This is a genomic window from Streptomyces sp. NPDC057137, from assembly GCF_042670825.1.
Taxonomy (GTDB): Bacteria; Actinomycetota; Actinomycetes; order Streptomycetales; family Streptomycetaceae; genus Streptomyces.
In genome coordinates this window covers 19,443-35,459 of record NZ_JBHUUW010000074.1, presented here as the reverse complement: position 1 = coordinate 35,459, position 16,017 = coordinate 19,443, and the positions used below count along the sequence as shown (strand labels likewise).

Annotated in this window: 14 protein-coding genes; 6 read left to right on the top strand and 8 right to left on the bottom strand. The window is 71.8% G+C overall.

Translation table 11 applies throughout. The annotated features are described in order from the left end of the window. Positions 1-179: 179 nt before the first annotated feature. The 5 genes from ACFT9I_RS34860 to ACFT9I_RS34840 form a co-directional block, all read right to left on the bottom strand. Entirely contained in the window at positions 180-3,353 is a 3,174-nt protein-coding gene (locus tag ACFT9I_RS34860; RefSeq protein ID WP_382571169.1) for an efflux RND transporter permease subunit, read from the bottom strand. 145 nt (positions 3,354-3,498) lie between these two features. Next, entirely contained in the window at positions 3,499-4,185 is a 687-nt protein-coding gene (locus ACFT9I_RS34855) for a response regulator (protein ID WP_382571167.1), read from the bottom strand. Continuing rightward, positions 4,182-5,417, bottom strand: a complete 1,236-nt coding sequence (locus ACFT9I_RS34850; RefSeq protein WP_382571165.1) for a sensor histidine kinase — start codon at positions 5,415-5,417, stop codon at positions 4,182-4,184. Before ACFT9I_RS34850 ends, ACFT9I_RS34855 begins: the two co-directional genes overlap by 4 nt. 109 nt (positions 5,418-5,526) lie before the next feature. After that, entirely contained in the window at positions 5,527-5,808 is a 282-nt protein-coding gene (locus tag ACFT9I_RS34845; RefSeq protein ID WP_382571164.1) for a hypothetical protein, read from the bottom strand. Between the two features lie 9 nt (positions 5,809-5,817). Next, positions 5,818-6,603 carry a PspA/IM30 family protein gene (locus ACFT9I_RS34840; protein ID WP_382571162.1) on the bottom strand — a complete coding sequence of 262 codons (786 nt, stop codon included), beginning with the start codon at positions 6,601-6,603 and terminating at the stop codon, positions 5,818-5,820. Between the two features lie 284 nt (positions 6,604-6,887). Here ACFT9I_RS34840 and ACFT9I_RS34835 point away from each other — a divergent pair, with 284 nt between their 5' ends. Together ACFT9I_RS34835 and ACFT9I_RS34830 are read left to right on the top strand one after the other, a co-directional pair. Further along, a complete protein-coding gene (locus ACFT9I_RS34835) occupies positions 6,888-7,484 on the top strand; it encodes a DUF3043 domain-containing protein (RefSeq protein ID WP_382571161.1) in 597 nt (198 codons plus the stop codon). 41 nt (positions 7,485-7,525) lie between these two features. Next, positions 7,526-8,278 carry a class I SAM-dependent methyltransferase gene (locus ACFT9I_RS34830; RefSeq protein WP_382571172.1) on the top strand — a complete coding sequence of 251 codons (753 nt, stop codon included), beginning with the start codon at positions 7,526-7,528 and terminating at the stop codon, positions 8,276-8,278. A gap of 145 nt (positions 8,279-8,423) precedes the next feature. Here the strand turns inward: ACFT9I_RS34830 and ACFT9I_RS34825 are convergent, their stop codons facing one another. Further along, a complete protein-coding gene (locus ACFT9I_RS34825; RefSeq protein WP_382571159.1) occupies positions 8,424-8,651 on the bottom strand; it encodes a hypothetical protein in 228 nt (75 codons plus the stop codon). A gap of 92 nt (positions 8,652-8,743) precedes the next feature. On the opposite strand from ACFT9I_RS34825, the gene ACFT9I_RS34820 reads away from it, so the two are divergent. Then, complete coding sequence (locus tag ACFT9I_RS34820; protein WP_382571158.1) at positions 8,744-9,988, top strand: bifunctional adenosylcobinamide kinase/adenosylcobinamide-phosphate guanylyltransferase; 1,245 nt, start codon at positions 8,744-8,746, stop codon at positions 9,986-9,988. 58 nt (positions 9,989-10,046) lie between these two features. After that, entirely contained in the window at positions 10,047-11,144 is a 1,098-nt protein-coding gene (gene cobT / locus ACFT9I_RS34815) for a nicotinate-nucleotide--dimethylbenzimidazole phosphoribosyltransferase (RefSeq protein ID WP_382571171.1), read from the top strand. Between the two features lie 121 nt (positions 11,145-11,265). Here cobT and ACFT9I_RS34810 read toward each other — a convergent pair whose 3' ends face one another. Further along, positions 11,266-12,042, bottom strand: a complete 777-nt coding sequence (locus ACFT9I_RS34810; RefSeq protein WP_382571157.1) for a hypothetical protein — start codon at positions 12,040-12,042, stop codon at positions 11,266-11,268. 117 nt (positions 12,043-12,159) lie between these two features. On the opposite strand from ACFT9I_RS34810, the gene ACFT9I_RS34805 reads away from it, so the two are divergent. Beyond that, complete coding sequence (locus tag ACFT9I_RS34805) at positions 12,160-12,957, top strand: adenosylcobinamide-GDP ribazoletransferase (RefSeq protein WP_382571155.1); 798 nt, start codon at positions 12,160-12,162, stop codon at positions 12,955-12,957. Positions 12,958-12,995: 38 nt separating this feature from the next. On the opposite strand, the gene ACFT9I_RS34800 is transcribed toward ACFT9I_RS34805, so the two are convergent. Continuing rightward, on the bottom strand, positions 12,996-13,832 hold the full coding sequence (locus ACFT9I_RS34800; RefSeq protein ID WP_382571153.1) for an endo alpha-1,4 polygalactosaminidase: 837 nt from the start codon (positions 13,830-13,832) through the stop codon (positions 12,996-12,998). A gap of 232 nt (positions 13,833-14,064) precedes the next feature. Between ACFT9I_RS34800 and ACFT9I_RS34795 the strand changes: the two genes are divergently transcribed. Beyond that, complete coding sequence (locus ACFT9I_RS34795) at positions 14,065-15,612, top strand: leucyl aminopeptidase (protein ID WP_382571151.1); 1,548 nt, start codon at positions 14,065-14,067, stop codon at positions 15,610-15,612. Positions 15,613-16,017: the final 405 nt, after the last annotated feature.

Here is a 16,017-nt window from a genome sequence, read left to right as displayed (position 1 = left end):
GGACGGCGACTGGCCCCAGTTCTGCGACCAGTGCCACCAGCCGTTGATCGGCGCGGCGGCGCCGGCGCCGGCGCACCACCCCCGGGAGGCGCCCGGGTTGTTTGCGCCCACCTGACCGGGGGGGGGGGGGGCCGCCGGGGGGGGCCGCCCCCCCCTCACTCATTCACTCGGACCGGACGTCAGACGTTGACCGGCTCCGGCGACGGCGCGTCGGAGCGCGGCTCCGTACCGCCACCGCCGTCCCCGCCGTCCGACTTCGCCGCACGCTTCGCCGCCTTCTTCGTGGCACGGCGCTCCTTGCGGAGCTCGACCATCGAGTACAGCGTCGGCACCAGCAGCAGCGTCAGCAGCGTCGACGTCAGCAGACCGCCGATCACCACCACGGCCAGCGGCTGGCCGATGAAGCCACCCTCGCCGGTGATCCCCATCGCCATCGGCAGCAGCGCGAAGATCGTGGCCAGCGCGGTCATCAGGATCGGGCGCAGACGGTGCCTGCCACCCTCGATGACCGCCTCGACGACGCCGAGCCCCTGCCGCCTGTACTGGTTGATCAGGTCGATCAGCACGATCGCGTTGGTCACCACGATGCCGATCAGCATCAGCATGCCGATCATCGCCGGCACACCGAGCGGCGTACCGGTGATCAGCAGCAGACCGATGGCGCCGGTCGCCGCGAACGGGATGGAGACCAGCAGGATCATCGGCTGGACCAGCGACTTGAACGTGCCGACCAGCAGCATGAAGACGATCGCGATGGCCGCCAGCATGGCGAGCCCCAGTTGGACGAACGCCTCGTCCTGGTCCGCGGACACACCGCCGATGGAGGCGGTCGCCCCCTCGGGCAGGTCGAGCCCGTCGATCTTCGTCTGGAGCGTGGTGCCGACCGCGCCGGTGTTGTCACCGACGGGCTTGGCGGTGATCGTCGCGGCCCTGGAGCCGTCGATCCGGGTCATGGACAGCGGACCCGGTGCGAGCTTCACGTCGGCGATGTCACCGAGCTTCACGCCGCCGAGCGGCAGCGCCTTCAGCTCGGCGATCGTCTTGGCCGGCTTGTCGGACGTGACGTACACGTCGCGCTCGGTGTCACCGAGGGTCGCCTTGCCCGACGGCGTACCCCGCACGGCCTGACCGACGGCCATACCGAGCGTGGCGTCGTTGAACCCGGCCTCGGCGGCCTCGGGCTTCGCCTTGACCGAGATACGCGGGATGCTCTGCGCCAGGTCGCTCTGGACGTCGGTGACGTCGTCGATGCCGGCGACCTCGTCCCGTACCTGCTCGGCGGCCTTCGCCAGGGTCTCGGCGTCGGACGCCTTGACGACGACGCTCAGGTCCTGGCTGCCGAAGCCGTCGCCGGCCGCGATGGTCGTGTCACCGACACCGTCGAGCTTGCCGAGGGCCTCCTCGATGGCGTCGCTGGTCTTCTCGTACGTCCCCGAGTCCTTCAGGGTCACCTGGTAGGACGCCTGGTTGGCACCCGTACCGCCGCCGAACGCCGCCATGAAGCCGGAGGAGCCGACGGTGACCTGGTAGTCCTTGATCTCGTCGAAGCCGTCGAGGACCTTCTCGACCTTCTTCGCCGCCGTGTCGGCCGCCTCCAGGCTGGTGCCCGGCGCCAACTCCTGCTGGACGGTGAGGACTTCCTGCTCGCCCTGGTCGAAGAAGTTGGTCTTGAGCAGCGGTGCCATGGCGAAGGTGCCGAGCAGGATGACGAACGCCAGGACGACGCTGGTGATCCGGCGCCGGGTCGCGAAGCCCAGGACCTTGACGTACAGGCCCTGCATCCGGCTGCTGGACTCCTTCTCCTCCGCGATCCGGCGGGCCTCGGCGGGGTCCATCCCGCGTACGGCCTTCGGGGCGCGCAGGAACCAGTACGAGAGCACCGGTACGACGGTGAGCGAGACGAGCAGCGACGCCAGCAGGGCCGCCGTGATCGTCAGCGAGAACGAGCCGAACAGCTCGCCCACCATGCCGCCCACGAGGCCGATCGGCAGGAACACCGCGACCGTGGTGAGCGTGGACGCGGTGACCGCGCCGGCGACCTCCTTGACCGCGGAGGTGATCGCGAGCTCGCGCTCCTCGCCGTAGCCCAGGTGCCGTTTGATGTTCTCCAGCACCACGATCGAGTCGTCGACGACTCGGCCGATCGCGATGGTGAGCGCGCCGAGCGTCAGCATGTTGAGCGACAGGTCGCGGGTCCACAGCACGATCAGCGCCAGGACGACGGAGAGCGGGATGGAGACCGCCGTGACCAGGGTCGAGCGGATCGAGGCCAGAAATACCAAGATGACCAGAACCGCGAAGACCAGACCGAGCGCGCCCTCGGTGGTCAGGCCGGAGATCGACTTGGAGACGGCCGGACCCTGGTCGCTGACCACGGTCAGTTCGGCGCCGTCGCCGAGGTCCTTGCGGAGGTCCGGCAGCTTGTCCTTGACCGCGTCGGAGATGGTGACGGCGCTGCCGTCGTTGTCCATGGTGATCATCACGGCGAGGCTGGGCTCGCCGTTCGTACGGGTCAGGGACGTCGCCTCGGACGGCTCCTGCTCGACGGTGGCGATGTCACCCAGACGTACGGGCGCACTGCCCTGTCCGCCCTCGGGGGCACCCGCCTGCGGACCGCCGACCCGCAGGTCCTCGATCTGCTTCACGGAGGTGTAGCCGCCGCCGACCTGCACGGTGCGGCTCTTGCCGTCCTCGGAGAACGAGCCCGCCGGGACGGTCGCGCCGCCGGCCTTCAGCGCCTCAGAGAGTGACATCGAGTTGAGGCCCGCGGCCGCGAGCTTCTTCTCGTCGGGGGTGACGGACACCTGGAGGTCCCGGACCCCGTCGATGGTGACCTGGCCGACGCCGTCGATGTCCTCCATCGCGGGGACGACCGTACGCTCCAGCCGGTCGTTGAGCGCCTGCTGGTCCTCACCCGAGGTGGCGGCGAGGACGACGGTCGGGATGTCGTCCGTCGAGCCGGCGATGACCTGCGGGTCGACGTCCTCGGGGAGCTGCGCGCGGGCCCTGTTGACGGCCTGCTGGATGTCGGCGACCAGTTGCTTCGTGCCGGAACCGCCGAAGTCGAAACTGGCCATGATCACGGCGTTGCCCTCACTCGCCGTGGAGGTGACACCGGTGATTCCGTCGACGGCCTCGATGGAGGCCTCGATCGGTTCGACGACCTGCTTCTCGACCACATCGGGCGAAGCGCCCTGGTAGGGGGCGAGAACCGAGACCATCGGAAGTTCGATGGAGGGCAGCAGCTGCTGCTTGAGCTGGGGGATCGCGATCGCTCCGAAGACGAGCGCGATGATCGATATCAGCCCTATCAGGGCCCGTTGCGCGAGGCTGAATCTGGACAGCCAGGACATGGGGTCTCTCTTCTGTGGTGTACGCGTGCAGAAGGGCGCAGGGGCCCCTCTATACGATCTGCCATCCGGGAGGCCCTGGCGGTCGACCCCAGGTCGATTTCCTTACGAGTCGCATACCGCGCCTGGAGTACGCAACGGTGGGCCGCTAGTCCACCCTTGGGCGTACCAGGCCCGATTCGTAGGCGATTACCACCAATTGGGCCCTGTCCCGTGCGCCCAGCTTCGCCATGGCCCGGTTGACATGAGTCTTGACGGTGAGCGGACTGACCACCAGGCGCTCCGCGATCTCGTCGTTGGAGTGGCCGCCGGCGACCAGGACGAGGACCTCGCGCTCGCGCACCGTGAGGGCGGCGAGCCGCTTGGAGTACGCAGCCGAGTCGGGCCCCTCGCCCGCGCTGCCGCCCTGGGCCAGGAAGGTGGCGATGAGCCCCTTCGTCGCGACGGGCGACAGCAGGGCCTCACCGGCGGCGGCGATCCGGATGGCGTTGAGGAGTTCTTCGGGCTCGGCCCCCTTGCCGAGGAAGCCGGCGGCACCTGCCCGCAGCGACTGCACCACGTACTCGTCGACCTCGAAGGTCGTCAGCATGACCACCCGCACCCCGTCCAGCTCCGGATCGGCGCTGATCATGCGGGTGGCGGCGAGCCCGTCCGTGCCCGGCATCCGGATGTCCATCAGGACGACGTCGGCCTTCTCGGACCGGGCCAGTGCCACGGCCTCGGCCCCGTCGGCGGCCTCCCCCACGACCTTCATGTCGGGCTCCGAGTCCACCAGCACCCGGAACGCGCTGCGCAGCAGTGTCTGGTCGTCGGCCAGCAGCACTCTGATCGTCATGTGTCCTCCGCCGTCCGCCCCGTACGAGCCTTGACCGGCAGTATCGCCTGCGTACGGAAGCCGCCGCCGTAGCGGGGGCCCGCGGTGAGGGTGCCGCCGAGGGCGGAGACGCGCTCGCGCATTCCCAGGAGGCCGTGGCCGCTGCCGTCGGCGGGCTCGCCGGTGCCCGTGCCGTTGTCCAGGACGGTGACCTCGACGGTCGGGCCGACCCGTACGACACTCACCTCGGCCTTCGCGCCGGGGCCCGCGTGCTTGCGCACATTGGTCAGCGCCTCCTGGATGATGCGGTACGCCGCGAGGTCGACGGCGGCGGGCAGCCGCCCGTCCGCGTCGCCGCGGGCCACCTCCACGGGGAGGCCCGCGTGCTGGAAGGTGCCGACCAGCTCGTCGAGCAGCGCGAGGCCGGGGGCCGGTTCGGTGGGGGCGGCCGGGTCGCCGGACTGGCGGAGCAGGCCGACGGTGGCGCGCAGTTCGTTGAGCGCGGAGCGGCTCGCCTCGCGTACGTGCGCCAGCGCCTCCTTGGCCTGGTCGGGGCGCTTGTCCATGACGTGCGACGCGACGCCCGCCTGGACGTTGACCAGCGCGATGTGGTGCGCGACGACGTCGTGCAGGTCGCGGGCGATCCGCAGCCGCTCCTCGGCGACCCGGCGGCGCGCCTCCTCCTCGCGGGTGCGTTCCGCCCGCTCGGCGCGCTCCCGTATGGCGTCGATGAAGGCGCGGCGGCTGCGTACCGCGTCACCGGCGGCGGCCGCCATGCCGGTCCAGGCGAAGATGCCGAGGTTCTCCTGCGTGTACCAGGGGGTGGGGCCGGAGAGCATCGCGACGACCGTCAGCGTGGCCATGGTGGCGAGGCCGACGCGCCAGGTGGTGGGGCGGTCGGTGCGTGAGGCGACGGTGTAGAGGGCGATGACGGTGCTCATCGCGACCGGCGAGACCGCGTCGTTGGCCAGCAGCTCGGCGACGCTCACCGCCCCGGTCACGGCGAGCACGGGGAAGGGGTCGCGGCGCCGGAAGACGAGGGCGCCCGCCCCCAGGACCATCAGGACCACACTGCGCAGCCCGGGGGCCTCCTGGCCGAACGCGGGCAGCGCGTCGTGGCGGGAGCGCGGGTCGGCGAACGCGCCGGCCACCATGCACACCAGCACGGCCGCGGCCAGCCCGGCGTCGAACGCGAGTGGGTGGGCCCGCAGCCAGCTTCTTATGCGGTCGAAGCCGGTTCCGAGTGAGGTCACAACCGAACGGTACGCCGGTGACCGGTCCGTCCGGCACAGCACGATGCCCCGTGCGGTGAGGCACGGGGCATCGGGAGTGCGGGAGCGTGGTGCGAGGCGGCCGGGAAGGTCAGAGGGAGGGGATCAGGCCGTCGTCGCTGAGCAGTGCGCGTACTTCTTCGAGCGTGGCGCCCGGGGCGGGCAGAATCAGCCCCGACGGCTCCAGGGAGTCGTCGGGCACCGCCTCGCCCAGCTCGCGCACCTTGTCGAGAAGCGCGTGGAAGGTCCGGCGGAAACCGTCCTGGTCGCCCGCGTTGATCTCGGCGAGAAGTTCGTCGTCGAGCTTGTCCAATTCGGCCAGGTGGCTGTCCCCGAGCTCCACCTGGCCCTCCCCCATGATCCGTACGATCATGACGCGCCCTTAGCTCTTGTCGAATTTGTTCGGCGTCTGCGAGGACTGCGCGCCGTCCTGACGGTCGGCCGCACCACCCTCGATGGCCTGCTGCGACGAGGAACCGCCGGCCAGCTCGGCCTTCATCCGCTGAAGCTCCAGCTCTACATCCGTACCACCGGAGATCCGGTCCAGCTCGGCGGCGATGTCGTCCTTCGCCAGCCCCGAGTGGTCGTCCAGGGCGCCGGAGGCCAGCAGCTCGTCGATCGCGCCGGCCCGTGCCTGGAGCTGCGCGGTCTTGTCCTCGGCACGCTGGATGGCCATGCCGACGTCGCCCATCTCCTCGGAGATGCCCGAGAAGGCCTCCCCGATCCGGGTCTGCGCCTGCGCGGCCGTGTAGGTCGCCTTGATGGTCTCCTTCTTCGTACGGAAGGCGTCCACCTTGGCCTGGAGACGCTGGGCCGCGAGAGTGAGCTTCTCCTCCTCGCCCTGCAGCGTCGTGTGCTGCGTCTCCAGATCGCTGACCTGCTGCTGGAGCGCGGCGCGACGGGACAGCGCCTCACGCGCCAGGTCCTCGCGGCCGAGCGCCAGTGCCTTGCGGCCCTGGTCCTCCAGCTTGGTGGACTGGCCCTGGAGCTGGTTCAGCTGCAGTTCCAGCCGCTTGCGCGACGTGGCCACATCGGCGACACCGCGCCGTACCTTCTGAAGCAGCTCAAGCTGCTTCTGGTACGAGTAGTCGAGGGTTTCGCGCGGATCCTCAGCCCTGTCAAGGGCCTTGTTGGCCTTCGCGCGGAAGATCATCCCCATACGTTTCATCACACCGCTCATGGGCTTCGCGCGCCCCCTTCTGACGGACTCCGGATCCAGCACTCCTACAGAACCCACAGTACGGGCCCTGTCTCTATTACCGCACTGTTCGGGAACGGATGGGCTCATCCCCAAGGACGACTGGCCCCCATGTCGCTCCGGCGCAGGGAGTAGGTGACCTTCGGGGGCAGTGGGCGGTTGGTCCCCTCTGCACCAGTACAGACGCCCGCCGTTGCCGGATCGTTCCCCTCGGGGGTGGGTCGCCCGGGCATCACCCCGTACCCTTGGGCTTTGTGTTCCGTAGCCGCGCCAAGGACGAGAAGGCCACCACCGACAAGGTGACGGCCGACCTCGCCACTCAGACCCGTGACCCGCAGGCCCCGAAGGGCCGCCCGACCCCCAAGCGCAGTGAGGCCCAGACGCAGCGGCGTCGCGCCTCGACGACGCCGACCGACCGCAAGTCGGCGATGAAGAAGCAGCGCGAGGCGCGCCGTGTCGATCTGGCGAAGCAGCGCCAGGCGCTGGCCAGTGGTGACGAGCGCTATCTGCCGGCCCGCGACAAGGGCCCCGTGCGCCGCTTCGTCCGCGACTACGTGGACGCGCGCTTCTGCATGGCCGAGTTCTTCCTGCCGCTCGCCGTGATCATCCTCGTACTGAGCATGGTCCAGGTCGGTCAGCTGCAGAACATCGCGCTGCTGCTCTGGCTCGGCATCATCGTGCTGATCGTCGTCGACTCCATCGGCATCTGGATCCGGCTGAAGAAGCAGCTTGCCCTGCGCTTCCCGGACGAGCCCAAGCGCGGCGCCGTGGCCTACGCCCTGATGCGCACGCTCCAGATGCGCCGGCTGCGCCTGCCCAAGCCGCAGGTCAAGCGTGGGGACCGGCCCTGAGCACTGGGGCATCCGGCTTCACGGGAGGCTCGGCCGGCTGGCTGGCCGGACTCGGCGGGCTGCGGAACATCGTCCGTCAGGAGCTGGTCTCCCGGCAGCTCGACGAACAGCTGACCTCGCGCTATCCGGTCGGACAGCGGCTGCGGGTCCTGGACGTGGGCATGGGCCAGGGCACCCAGGCGCTCCGGCTGGCGCGCGCCGGGCACACGGTGACCGGGCTGGAGCCCGATCCCGGGATGATGGCCTTCGCGCGTGAGGCGCTCGAAGGCGAGCCCGCCGGGATCCGTGAGCGGGTCACGCTGGTCGAGGGCGACGGGCTGCAGACCGGGGTGCACTTCCTGCCGGGCAGTTTCGACGTGGTGCTCTGCCACGGCGTGCTGATGTACGTCGAGGAGCCGGACGCCATGCTCGCGGGGCTGGCCAGGATGCTGGCACCCGGAGGGCTGCTGTCGCTGCTCGTAAGGAACGCGGACGCGCTCGCCCTGCGGCCGGGGATCGCCGGGGACTGGGCGGGGGCGCTGGACGCCTTCGACTCCCCCACGTACACGAACAGGCTCGGTCTGCCGGTCCGCGCGGACCGGTTGTCCGCGCTGACGGCGACGCTCGCGGGGATCGCGGCGCCCCTGCAGACCTGGTACGGGGTGCGGGTCTTCTCCGACAACATGTCCAACGACGTGGAGCTGCCCCCGGCGGCCGAACTGGAGCGGCTGCTGGCCGCGGAGGACCGGGCGGGGCGCACGGAGCCGTACCGAAGGGTCGCGGCGCTGCTGCACCTGTGCGGCGTACGCGGATGAGCGCGCCGGGTTCGCGGGGGCGCTCAGGCGCACGTGGCCGCACCGCGTCCGTACTGATGTGAGCACCACGGGGACGACGCTCCGCCCTCGGGCGCCGGACGGGCGATGGCCCCTCCGGCGCCCGAGAGCGGCCGCGGACTCGCTGTCAGGCCTCGTCGGGCACGGTCTCCGGATCGGCCTGGAGGCTCATCGGTCCGTAGATCTTGCTGCCGTCGTCGAAGAGGATCACCTGCTCGGCGCCGCCCTCCAGCAGCTCCTTCCAGGCCTCACCGATCCAGGACTCGGCGTCGCCCTGCGTGGTGAACTCCTCCGGCTCCACGGCCGGCTGGACCTCCGTCCCGTCGGCTTTCTCGAACCGCCACGTCCACGCCATGTCCGCCTCCCGGGGCCCGCCGAATGATCTGTTTGCTGCCCGCAGCGTAGCCGGGCGCGCACCCAGCGCGCCGACACGGGAGGATCAACCGCGTGGAACTGACTCTGCTCGGCACCGGAGCCCCCGACGGGCTCCCCCGCCCCCACTGCCCCTGCGCCGCGTGCGCGACCGCCCGCGGCCCCCTCGCGCGTGCGGCGACCGCACTGCTCGTGGACGGCGCGGTGCTGCTCGATCTCACCCCGGGTGCGGCGCTGGCCGCCGCGCGGGCCGGGCACTCGCTCAGCGGCGTACGGCAGGTGCTGCTCACGCACCCGCACGACGGTCCGGCGGTTGAGCTGCCCGCCGGACTGCCGACCGCCGGACGGGTCGCCGACGGACGGGTGCTGACGCTGATCAGCGGGCACCGGGTGCGGGCCGTGCCGATGGACTCCCCCGGTACGGGGTACGAGGTGACGGCCCCCGACGGCGAGCGGCTGCTGTATCTGCCCCCGGGCGGCGCCCCGGCGGGCCTCCCGGCGGGCAACGGCAACGGTGGTGGCGGCGCCCGCTCCGTACGGGACGCCGGGCCCGCCCCGTACGACATGCTCCTCGCCGATGTGATCGGCCGGCCCGACGCCCTGGCCCGGCTGCGGGCCGCCGGACTCGTGGGGCCGACCACCGACGTGATCGCCGTCCACATCGGCCACGAGGTGCCGCCGGGAGCCGAGTTGGACCGCAGGCTGGCGGCGGCGGGCGCGCGGGCCGTGCCGGACGGGACGACGCTGACGGTCGGCGAGTACCACTCCGTACCCGATCTGCCGCGCCGCACCCTGGTGACCGGCGGCGCGCGCTCCGGCAAGTCCTTGGAGGCCGAGCGGCGGCTGGCCGCCTTTCCCGGCGTGCTGTACGTCGCGACGGGCGGCGCCCGCGACGGCGACCCGGAGTGGCGGGCCAGGGTCGCGGCGCACCGTGACCGCCGGCCGGGGTCCTGGCGGACCGCCGAGACCTGCGACCTGGTGCCGCTGCTCACCGGCGAGGGCCCGCCGGTGCTCGTCGACTGCCTGTCGCTGTGGCTGACGGACGCGATGGACCGGGTGGACGCCTGGGACGACGCGGCGTGGGGCGCGGGCGGCGAGGAGGCACTGCGGGAGCGGACGGGGCAACTGGTCGCCGCCGTGCGCGCGACGCGGCGTACGGCGGTCCTGGTGACCAACGAGGTCGGCTCGGGCGTCGTGCCGGCGACGGCCTCGGGCAGGCGTTTCCGGGACGAGCTGGGGCGGCTGAACGCGGCCGTGGGCGCCGAGTGCGAGCACCTTCTGCTGGTCGTCGCCGGGCAGGCCCTGCCCCTGCGCGGCTGACGGCGGGCGGGCCGGTGCGGGTGGGCGGACTGCCGGTACTGTTCGGCGAATGAGCTCGCTGAATCTCGACGACTTCTCCGATCTGATCGAGCGCCCCGACGGCGGTCTGCGGCGTGACGCCGAGGAACGCCGCGAACGGCTGATCGTCCCGCCCGGCGCGCTGGGCCGGCTCGACGAATTGGCCGAGTGGCTGTCGGCCGCCCAGGCGACCGTCCCCGTCAAGGCCATCGAGCAGCCGCGCGTGGTGCTCTTCGCCGGTGACCACGGTGTCGCCTCGCTGAATGTCTCGGCGCGCCCGGCGGGCAGCGCGCATCTGCTGGTCCGCTCGGTGCTGGAGGGCGAGAGCCCGGTGGCCGTGCTGGCGCGCCGGGCGGGGGTGCCGGTACGGATCGTGGACGCCGGTCTGGACTGCGATCCGGAGCTGCTTCCTACAGAGGTCGTACGCCACCGGGTACGGCGCGGCAGCGGGCGCATCGACGTCGAGGACGCGCTGACGATCGAGGAGGCCGAGGCGGCCGTACGGCTCGGCATGGCGATCGCCGACGAGGAGGCGGACTCCGGCACGGATCTGGTCGTCCTCGGTGATCTGAGTGTCGGCGGTACGACTCCGGCCGCCGCCCTGATCGCGGCGCTGTGCGGCACGGACGCGTCCGTGGTCACGGGGCGCGGCGGCGCGGGGATCGACGACCTGGCGTGGATGCGCAAGTGCGCGGCGATCAGGGACTCGCTGCGCAGGGCGCGGCCGGTGCTCGGGGACCAGTTGGAGCTGCTGGCGACGGTCGGCGGCGCGGATCTGGCGGCGACGACCGGCTTCCTGCTGCAGAGCGCGGTGCGGCGGATGCCGGTGATCCTGGACGGCGTCGTCTCGGCGGCGTGCGCGCTGGTCGGCCAGCGGGCGGCGTTCCGGGCGCCGGACTGGTGGCTCGCGGGCCAGGTGAGCGGGGAGCCGGCGCAGGGCAAGGCGCTGGACCGGATGGCGATCACTCCGCTGCTCGACCACGGAGTGGTCGTGGGCGAGGGCACGGGCGCGCTGCTGGCGCTGCCTATGGTGCGCGCCGCGGCGGCGCTGGCGGCCGAACTGCCGGAGCAGCCGGAGGAGTTGGCGCCCGCGGAGCCGGAGAGCGCGGCCGGTGCGGACGTCGAGGACATCACGTAGTGGCGTGAACGCCCGCCTCCGTCACACCTCTTGAGAGCGACGGCGCGGCCCCCGGTGGCGACCTGGGCGGGCCTCGGAGCCGTAAATCTTGAAGTCCTCGGGTGGGCGCGCCGGGCGCGGCTCAGTGCGGCGGTGGCGCGGGCGTCGCGGGCCGCTTCGGCTCGTCGTCCGGGGCGCCGCCGATCCAGTCCTGGACGCGGCGGCGCGGCGCGGACCAGCGGCGGTCGCGGTGGTATGCGCGCAGCGTCATCCGGGCGCGCGCCCGGTGGCGGCGGCGGTAGAACCGGCGGGCCCAGAGCGAGCCCGGTCGCGCGAGCCGCAGTGCGCCGATGATCGCGACCGGGGGCACCAGCACCCCCACGAGCGCCATCGGCAGTTTCCCCTTGAGCAGCGTGATCAGGACGAAGACAAGGCTGATGCCGAGGCTCACCAGCAGCGAGAACCGGTCCTGGCGTTCCTCGGGCGACAGCGAGTCGACGTCGAGCGGCGAGAAGCCGCCGAGGACGAGGAGCGCCAGCGCCGCGGCGAGGATCACGACCTCCACGCTCCGCCGGCCCTGCTCGGTCCAGTACACGTCGTCCAGATGCAGGATCAGCGCGAACTCGTCGAGGACCAGACCGGAGCCCATCCCGAAGATCACCGACCACACCGCCGCCCCGACGCCGTGCCTGCCGCTGCCGACCGCGCCGAAGCCGCCGATCACCATGAGGATCACGCCGGGCACCACGTGGTGGATGTGCATCCCGCCGGGCCTGATGTTCCGGAACGGCCCCTTCCCCGCGCGGATCAGCCGGGTGATCATCCGCGTGATCCCGAAGGTCAGCACGAAGGCGACCAGCGCGAGCAGCATGGGGACCTTGCCCGGCTCGACGAAGTTCTGGTGGAACCAGGAACCCATGCCACCCGCCTCCGCCTTGAGTCTTTTGCGTGCTTATGGGCAACTTACCGGCTGAAGGTCCGGGTCCGGCCCAGGGCCCGTCCGAGCGCTCACCCCGGCCCGGCTACTCTTCGCGCGATGAGCGCCCCACGTACGACGCACGCCGCCGCCGACGGCATCCGGTTCGCCTTCGGCACGCTCACCGCGCTCCCCGTCCGGGTGACCCGCTGGGACCGCGAGGCGGCCCGTGCCGGGATGCTGGCGGCGCCGCTGGCCGGCCTCGTCGTCGGTCTGTGCGCCGCCGCCGTGGGCGGTCTGCTGCTCCTGGCGGGCTCGGGGCCCCTGCTCGCCGCCGTGGCCACCACCGCCGTCCCCGCCGTGCTCACCCGGGGACTGCATCTCGACGGGCTGGCCGACACCGCCGACGGACTCGGCAGCGCGAAACCGGCCGAGGACGCGCTGCGGATCATGAAGCGGTCGGACATCGGGCCGTTCGGTGTGATCACACTGCTGCTCGTCCTGCTGGCGCAGGTAGCCGCGCTGACCGAGCTGTACGACGAGGGCTGGGCGTACGGCACCGTCGCCGCCGCCCTCGCGGCCGTCACCGCGCGGCTCGCGCTCACGCTGGCCGCGCGTACGGGCGTACCGCCCGCGCGGCCCGAGGGCCTGGGGGCCGCCGTCGCGGGCTCCGTGCCCCCGCGCGCGGCGGCGCTCGCGGCGCTGCTGGTGACGGTGGCGGCCGCGGCGGCGTGCGGCGGACTGTTCGGGGGGTACGGGGCGCTGCACCACGTCCTGGCGCTCGCGGCCGGTCTCGGCGCCGCGCAGTTGCTGCTCGCGCACTGTGTACGCCGCTTCGGCGGCGTCACGGGGGATGTCTTCGGCAGCCTCGCGGAGACGGCGGCGACGGCGGCGCTGGTCGTGCTGACGCTGGGCTGACGGCTCGTCAACTCGACGTACGTGAAACCACGTACGTCTCAGCAGGCCCGGCGCCAGACGCCCAGTTCGTACTCCTTCAGCATCGCGCTCAGCTTCAGCCGCTTCGCCTCGGGACAGAACTCCCGCGTCGGCAGCTCGTACTCCACATGGAAGACCGCCTTGCCCGCCTCGACGAACGGCGTGAGTTCGGCGCACTCCTCGTACTGCGCGCACTGCTCGTTGACCGCGAAGTCGAAGTCCCCGACCAGTTGCGGGATTTGGGGGAGGTCGTTCTTGAGTCCGACGGACAGTCCGCGTTCGTGGGCGAGGCGTGCGACGAGCCGGTTGTAGCGGAGCTGGTCGGCGGCGGTGAGGGGGAAGCCCGTGGGATTGCGGTAACCGTCCATGTTGTCCGGCTCCACCGCGTCGAAGCCCTTCTTCTTACACATGTCGATGCGCTCGGCCATCAGCGGACCCAGGACATCGGTACGGCGGATGTCCAGCCAGCGCTCGCCGTCCCAGCCGTTTCCCTTGCCCAGCACGGACTTCGGGAACTTCGCGGCGTCCGGGCGGAAGTCCTCCCAGGCGCCGGTGGAGAGGTAGCAGATGACCTTGCGGCCCCGGCGGTGGAGATCGGCGACGGCCGACGCGGGATGGTCGAAGCCGTCGATGTCGTACACGGGGACGTCCACGGTGGGGTCCAGCGCGCCGCTGAGCTGCCACTGCCAGTCGAGCCCCGGCTCGGGCCGCCAGCGCTCCTCGGCGGCGCCGCTCGGACCACCGTCGTCGGCGGTCTCGGCGGTCTCGGCGGTGTCGGGCGCGTCGGGCGCGCCGGCGCAGCCGCCGCCCACGAGCAGCAGCAGGGCGAGGACAGGGACAAGGAGTCGGGTCTTCACGGCTGTTCCGGGTCCCTCGTGCTCGGTTCATGATCGTCGGGCAGGTGGCCCGTCCCAGCAGACCACATGCCGAGACGGCCGAGCACGCCCGCCGCTGTGAGTGAACGTGAACACCGCGCGTAGGCTCGCTCCAGGTGCTCCGCGGGCCGAATTACGATGCGGTGGGCACGGCCGGCCCTGCGAAAGACCGGCTTCCGCCGAAGAACTTCTATGGAAGCGAGATTTCACCACCGTGACTGCTCTCACTCTCAGCACAGCCGGCGCGGCGACGTTGCGCGCCGACGCGATCGTCGTCGGCGTCGCCAAGGGAGCCAAGGGCCCGGCCGTCGCGCCGGGCGCCGAGGCCGTGGACAAGGCGTACGACGGCAAGCTCGCCTCCGTCCTGGAGTCCCTCGGCGCCACTGGTGCCGAGGGCGAGGCGACCAAGCTCCCCGCGCCGTCCGGCCTCAAGGTCCCGATCGTCATCGCGGTCGGCCTCGGTACGGCCCCGGAGAAGGACGAGGCGTACGGCGCCGAGACCCTCCGCCGGGCCGCCGGTGTCGCCGCCCGCACCCTCTCCGGCGCCAAGAAGGCCGCGTTCGCGCTGCCCACGGAGGCGGCCGAGGACGTCGAGGCCGTCGCGGAGGGCGCGCTGCTCGGCGCGTACGCCTTCACCGCGTACCGCGGCACCGAGAAGACCGCCAAGTCCACCACCGGCGCCAAGGGCGACGGCGGTGTGAAGCAGCCGCTCGGCGAGATCACGCTGCTCGGCGCGAAGCCGCGCGACAAGGCGCACAAGGCGGCGGTCGAGCGCGCGATCTCGCTGACCGAGGAGATCAACCGCGCCCGCGACCTGATCAACACCCCGCCGAACGACCTGTACCCGGAGACCTTCGCCGCCATCGCCACCGCGGCCGGCAAGGAGCACGGCGTCAAGGTCCAGGTCACCGACGAGAAGGCGCTCGTCAAGGGCGGCTACGGCGGCCTCCTCGGCGTCGGCCAGGGCTCGGAGCACGGCCCGCGCCTCGTACGCCTGGAGTACACGCACGCCAAGGCGAAGAAGACGATCGCCCTGGTCGGCAAGGGCATCACCTACGACTCGGGCGGCATCTCGCTCAAGCCGCCGGGCCACAACGAGACGATGAAGTGCGACATGAGCGGCGCCGCGGCCGTCCTCGCCGCCGTCGTGTCGGCGGCCCGCCTCGGCCTCCAGGTCAATGTGACCGGCTGGCTGGCGCTCGCCGAGAACATGCCGTCGGGCACCGCGACGCGCCCCGGCGACGTCCTGCGCATGTACAGCGGCAAGACCGTCGAGGTCCTGAACACCGACGCCGAGGGCCGGCTCGTCCTCGCGGACGCGATCACCCGCGCCTCCGAGGAGAAGCCCGACGCGATCGTGGACGTGGCCACGCTGACCGGTGCCATGGTCGTGGCGCTGGGCAACCGGACGTTCGGCATCATGTCGAACGACGAGGCGTTCCGTACGTCCGTGCACGAGATCGCCGAGGAGGTCGGCGAGGCGTCCTGGCCGATGCCGCTCCCGACCGAGCTGCTCAAGGGCATGGACTCCCCCACCGCCGACATCGCGAACATGGGTGAGCGGATGGGCGGCGGTCTGGTCGCCGGACTGTTCCTCAAGGAGTTCGTCGGCGAGGGCATCACCTGGGCGCACCTCGACATCGCCGGTCCGGCCTACCACGAAGGCGCGCCGTACGGTTACACGCCCAAGGGCGGCACCGGCTCGTCGATCCGCACGCTGGTCAAGCTCGCGGAGCGCACGGCCGCGGGCGACCTGGGCTGAGAGCCTGCCGGCGGCCCTTCGGCCGGCGGCCGGGAATGTGTGGCCCGCCCCGCAGGTTCCGGTTGAGTACCGGGGACCGCGGGGCGGGCCGTTCCGCTCCCGGCGAAACGCGTCCGCGCGCTCGGATTTACCTACGGATCGCGCGACTCGTGCGTGTCACGTGCATCACGCGTGTACGACGTGTGTACGGCGCGCGTACGGGCATCCGCACGAGCGTCCGTACGAGTCAGTAACCCCTGATCGCGGCCGACCGGCCGTCTCAGAACCCCGGCCCCGCGTCCCGCCGCCCTCCGACAAGTGCGAAGATGGGTTCTCGGCAGGACAGGGCCCCCACCACAGGGCCGACGAAACAGCGGCCGAACACCAGCCGCCGCCCGGTCATCGACCGCGCCCGGCGCACATGCA

Excerpts from the sequence above, each read along its gene's own strand:
- ACFT9I_RS34860 (WP_382571169.1), bottom strand. The coding sequence starts at position 3,353 with ATGTCCTGGCTGTCCAGATTCAGCCTCGCGCAACGGGCCCTGATAGGG.
- ACFT9I_RS34855 (WP_382571167.1), bottom strand. The coding sequence starts at position 4,185 with ATGACGATCAGAGTGCTGCTGGCCGACGACCAGACACTGCTGCGCAGC.
- ACFT9I_RS34845 (WP_382571164.1), bottom strand. The coding sequence starts at position 5,808 with ATGATCGTACGGATCATGGGGGAGGGCCAGGTGGAGCTCGGGGACAGC.
- ACFT9I_RS34840 (WP_382571162.1), bottom strand. The coding sequence starts at position 6,603 with ATGAAACGTATGGGGATGATCTTCCGCGCGAAGGCCAACAAGGCCCTT.
- ACFT9I_RS34825 (WP_382571159.1), bottom strand. The coding sequence starts at position 8,651 with ATGGCGTGGACGTGGCGGTTCGAGAAAGCCGACGGGACGGAGGTCCAG.
- ACFT9I_RS34810 (WP_382571157.1), bottom strand. The coding sequence starts at position 12,042 with ATGGGTTCCTGGTTCCACCAGAACTTCGTCGAGCCGGGCAAGGTCCCC.
- ACFT9I_RS34805 (WP_382571155.1), top strand. The coding sequence starts at position 12,160 with ATGAGCGCCCCACGTACGACGCACGCCGCCGCCGACGGCATCCGGTTC.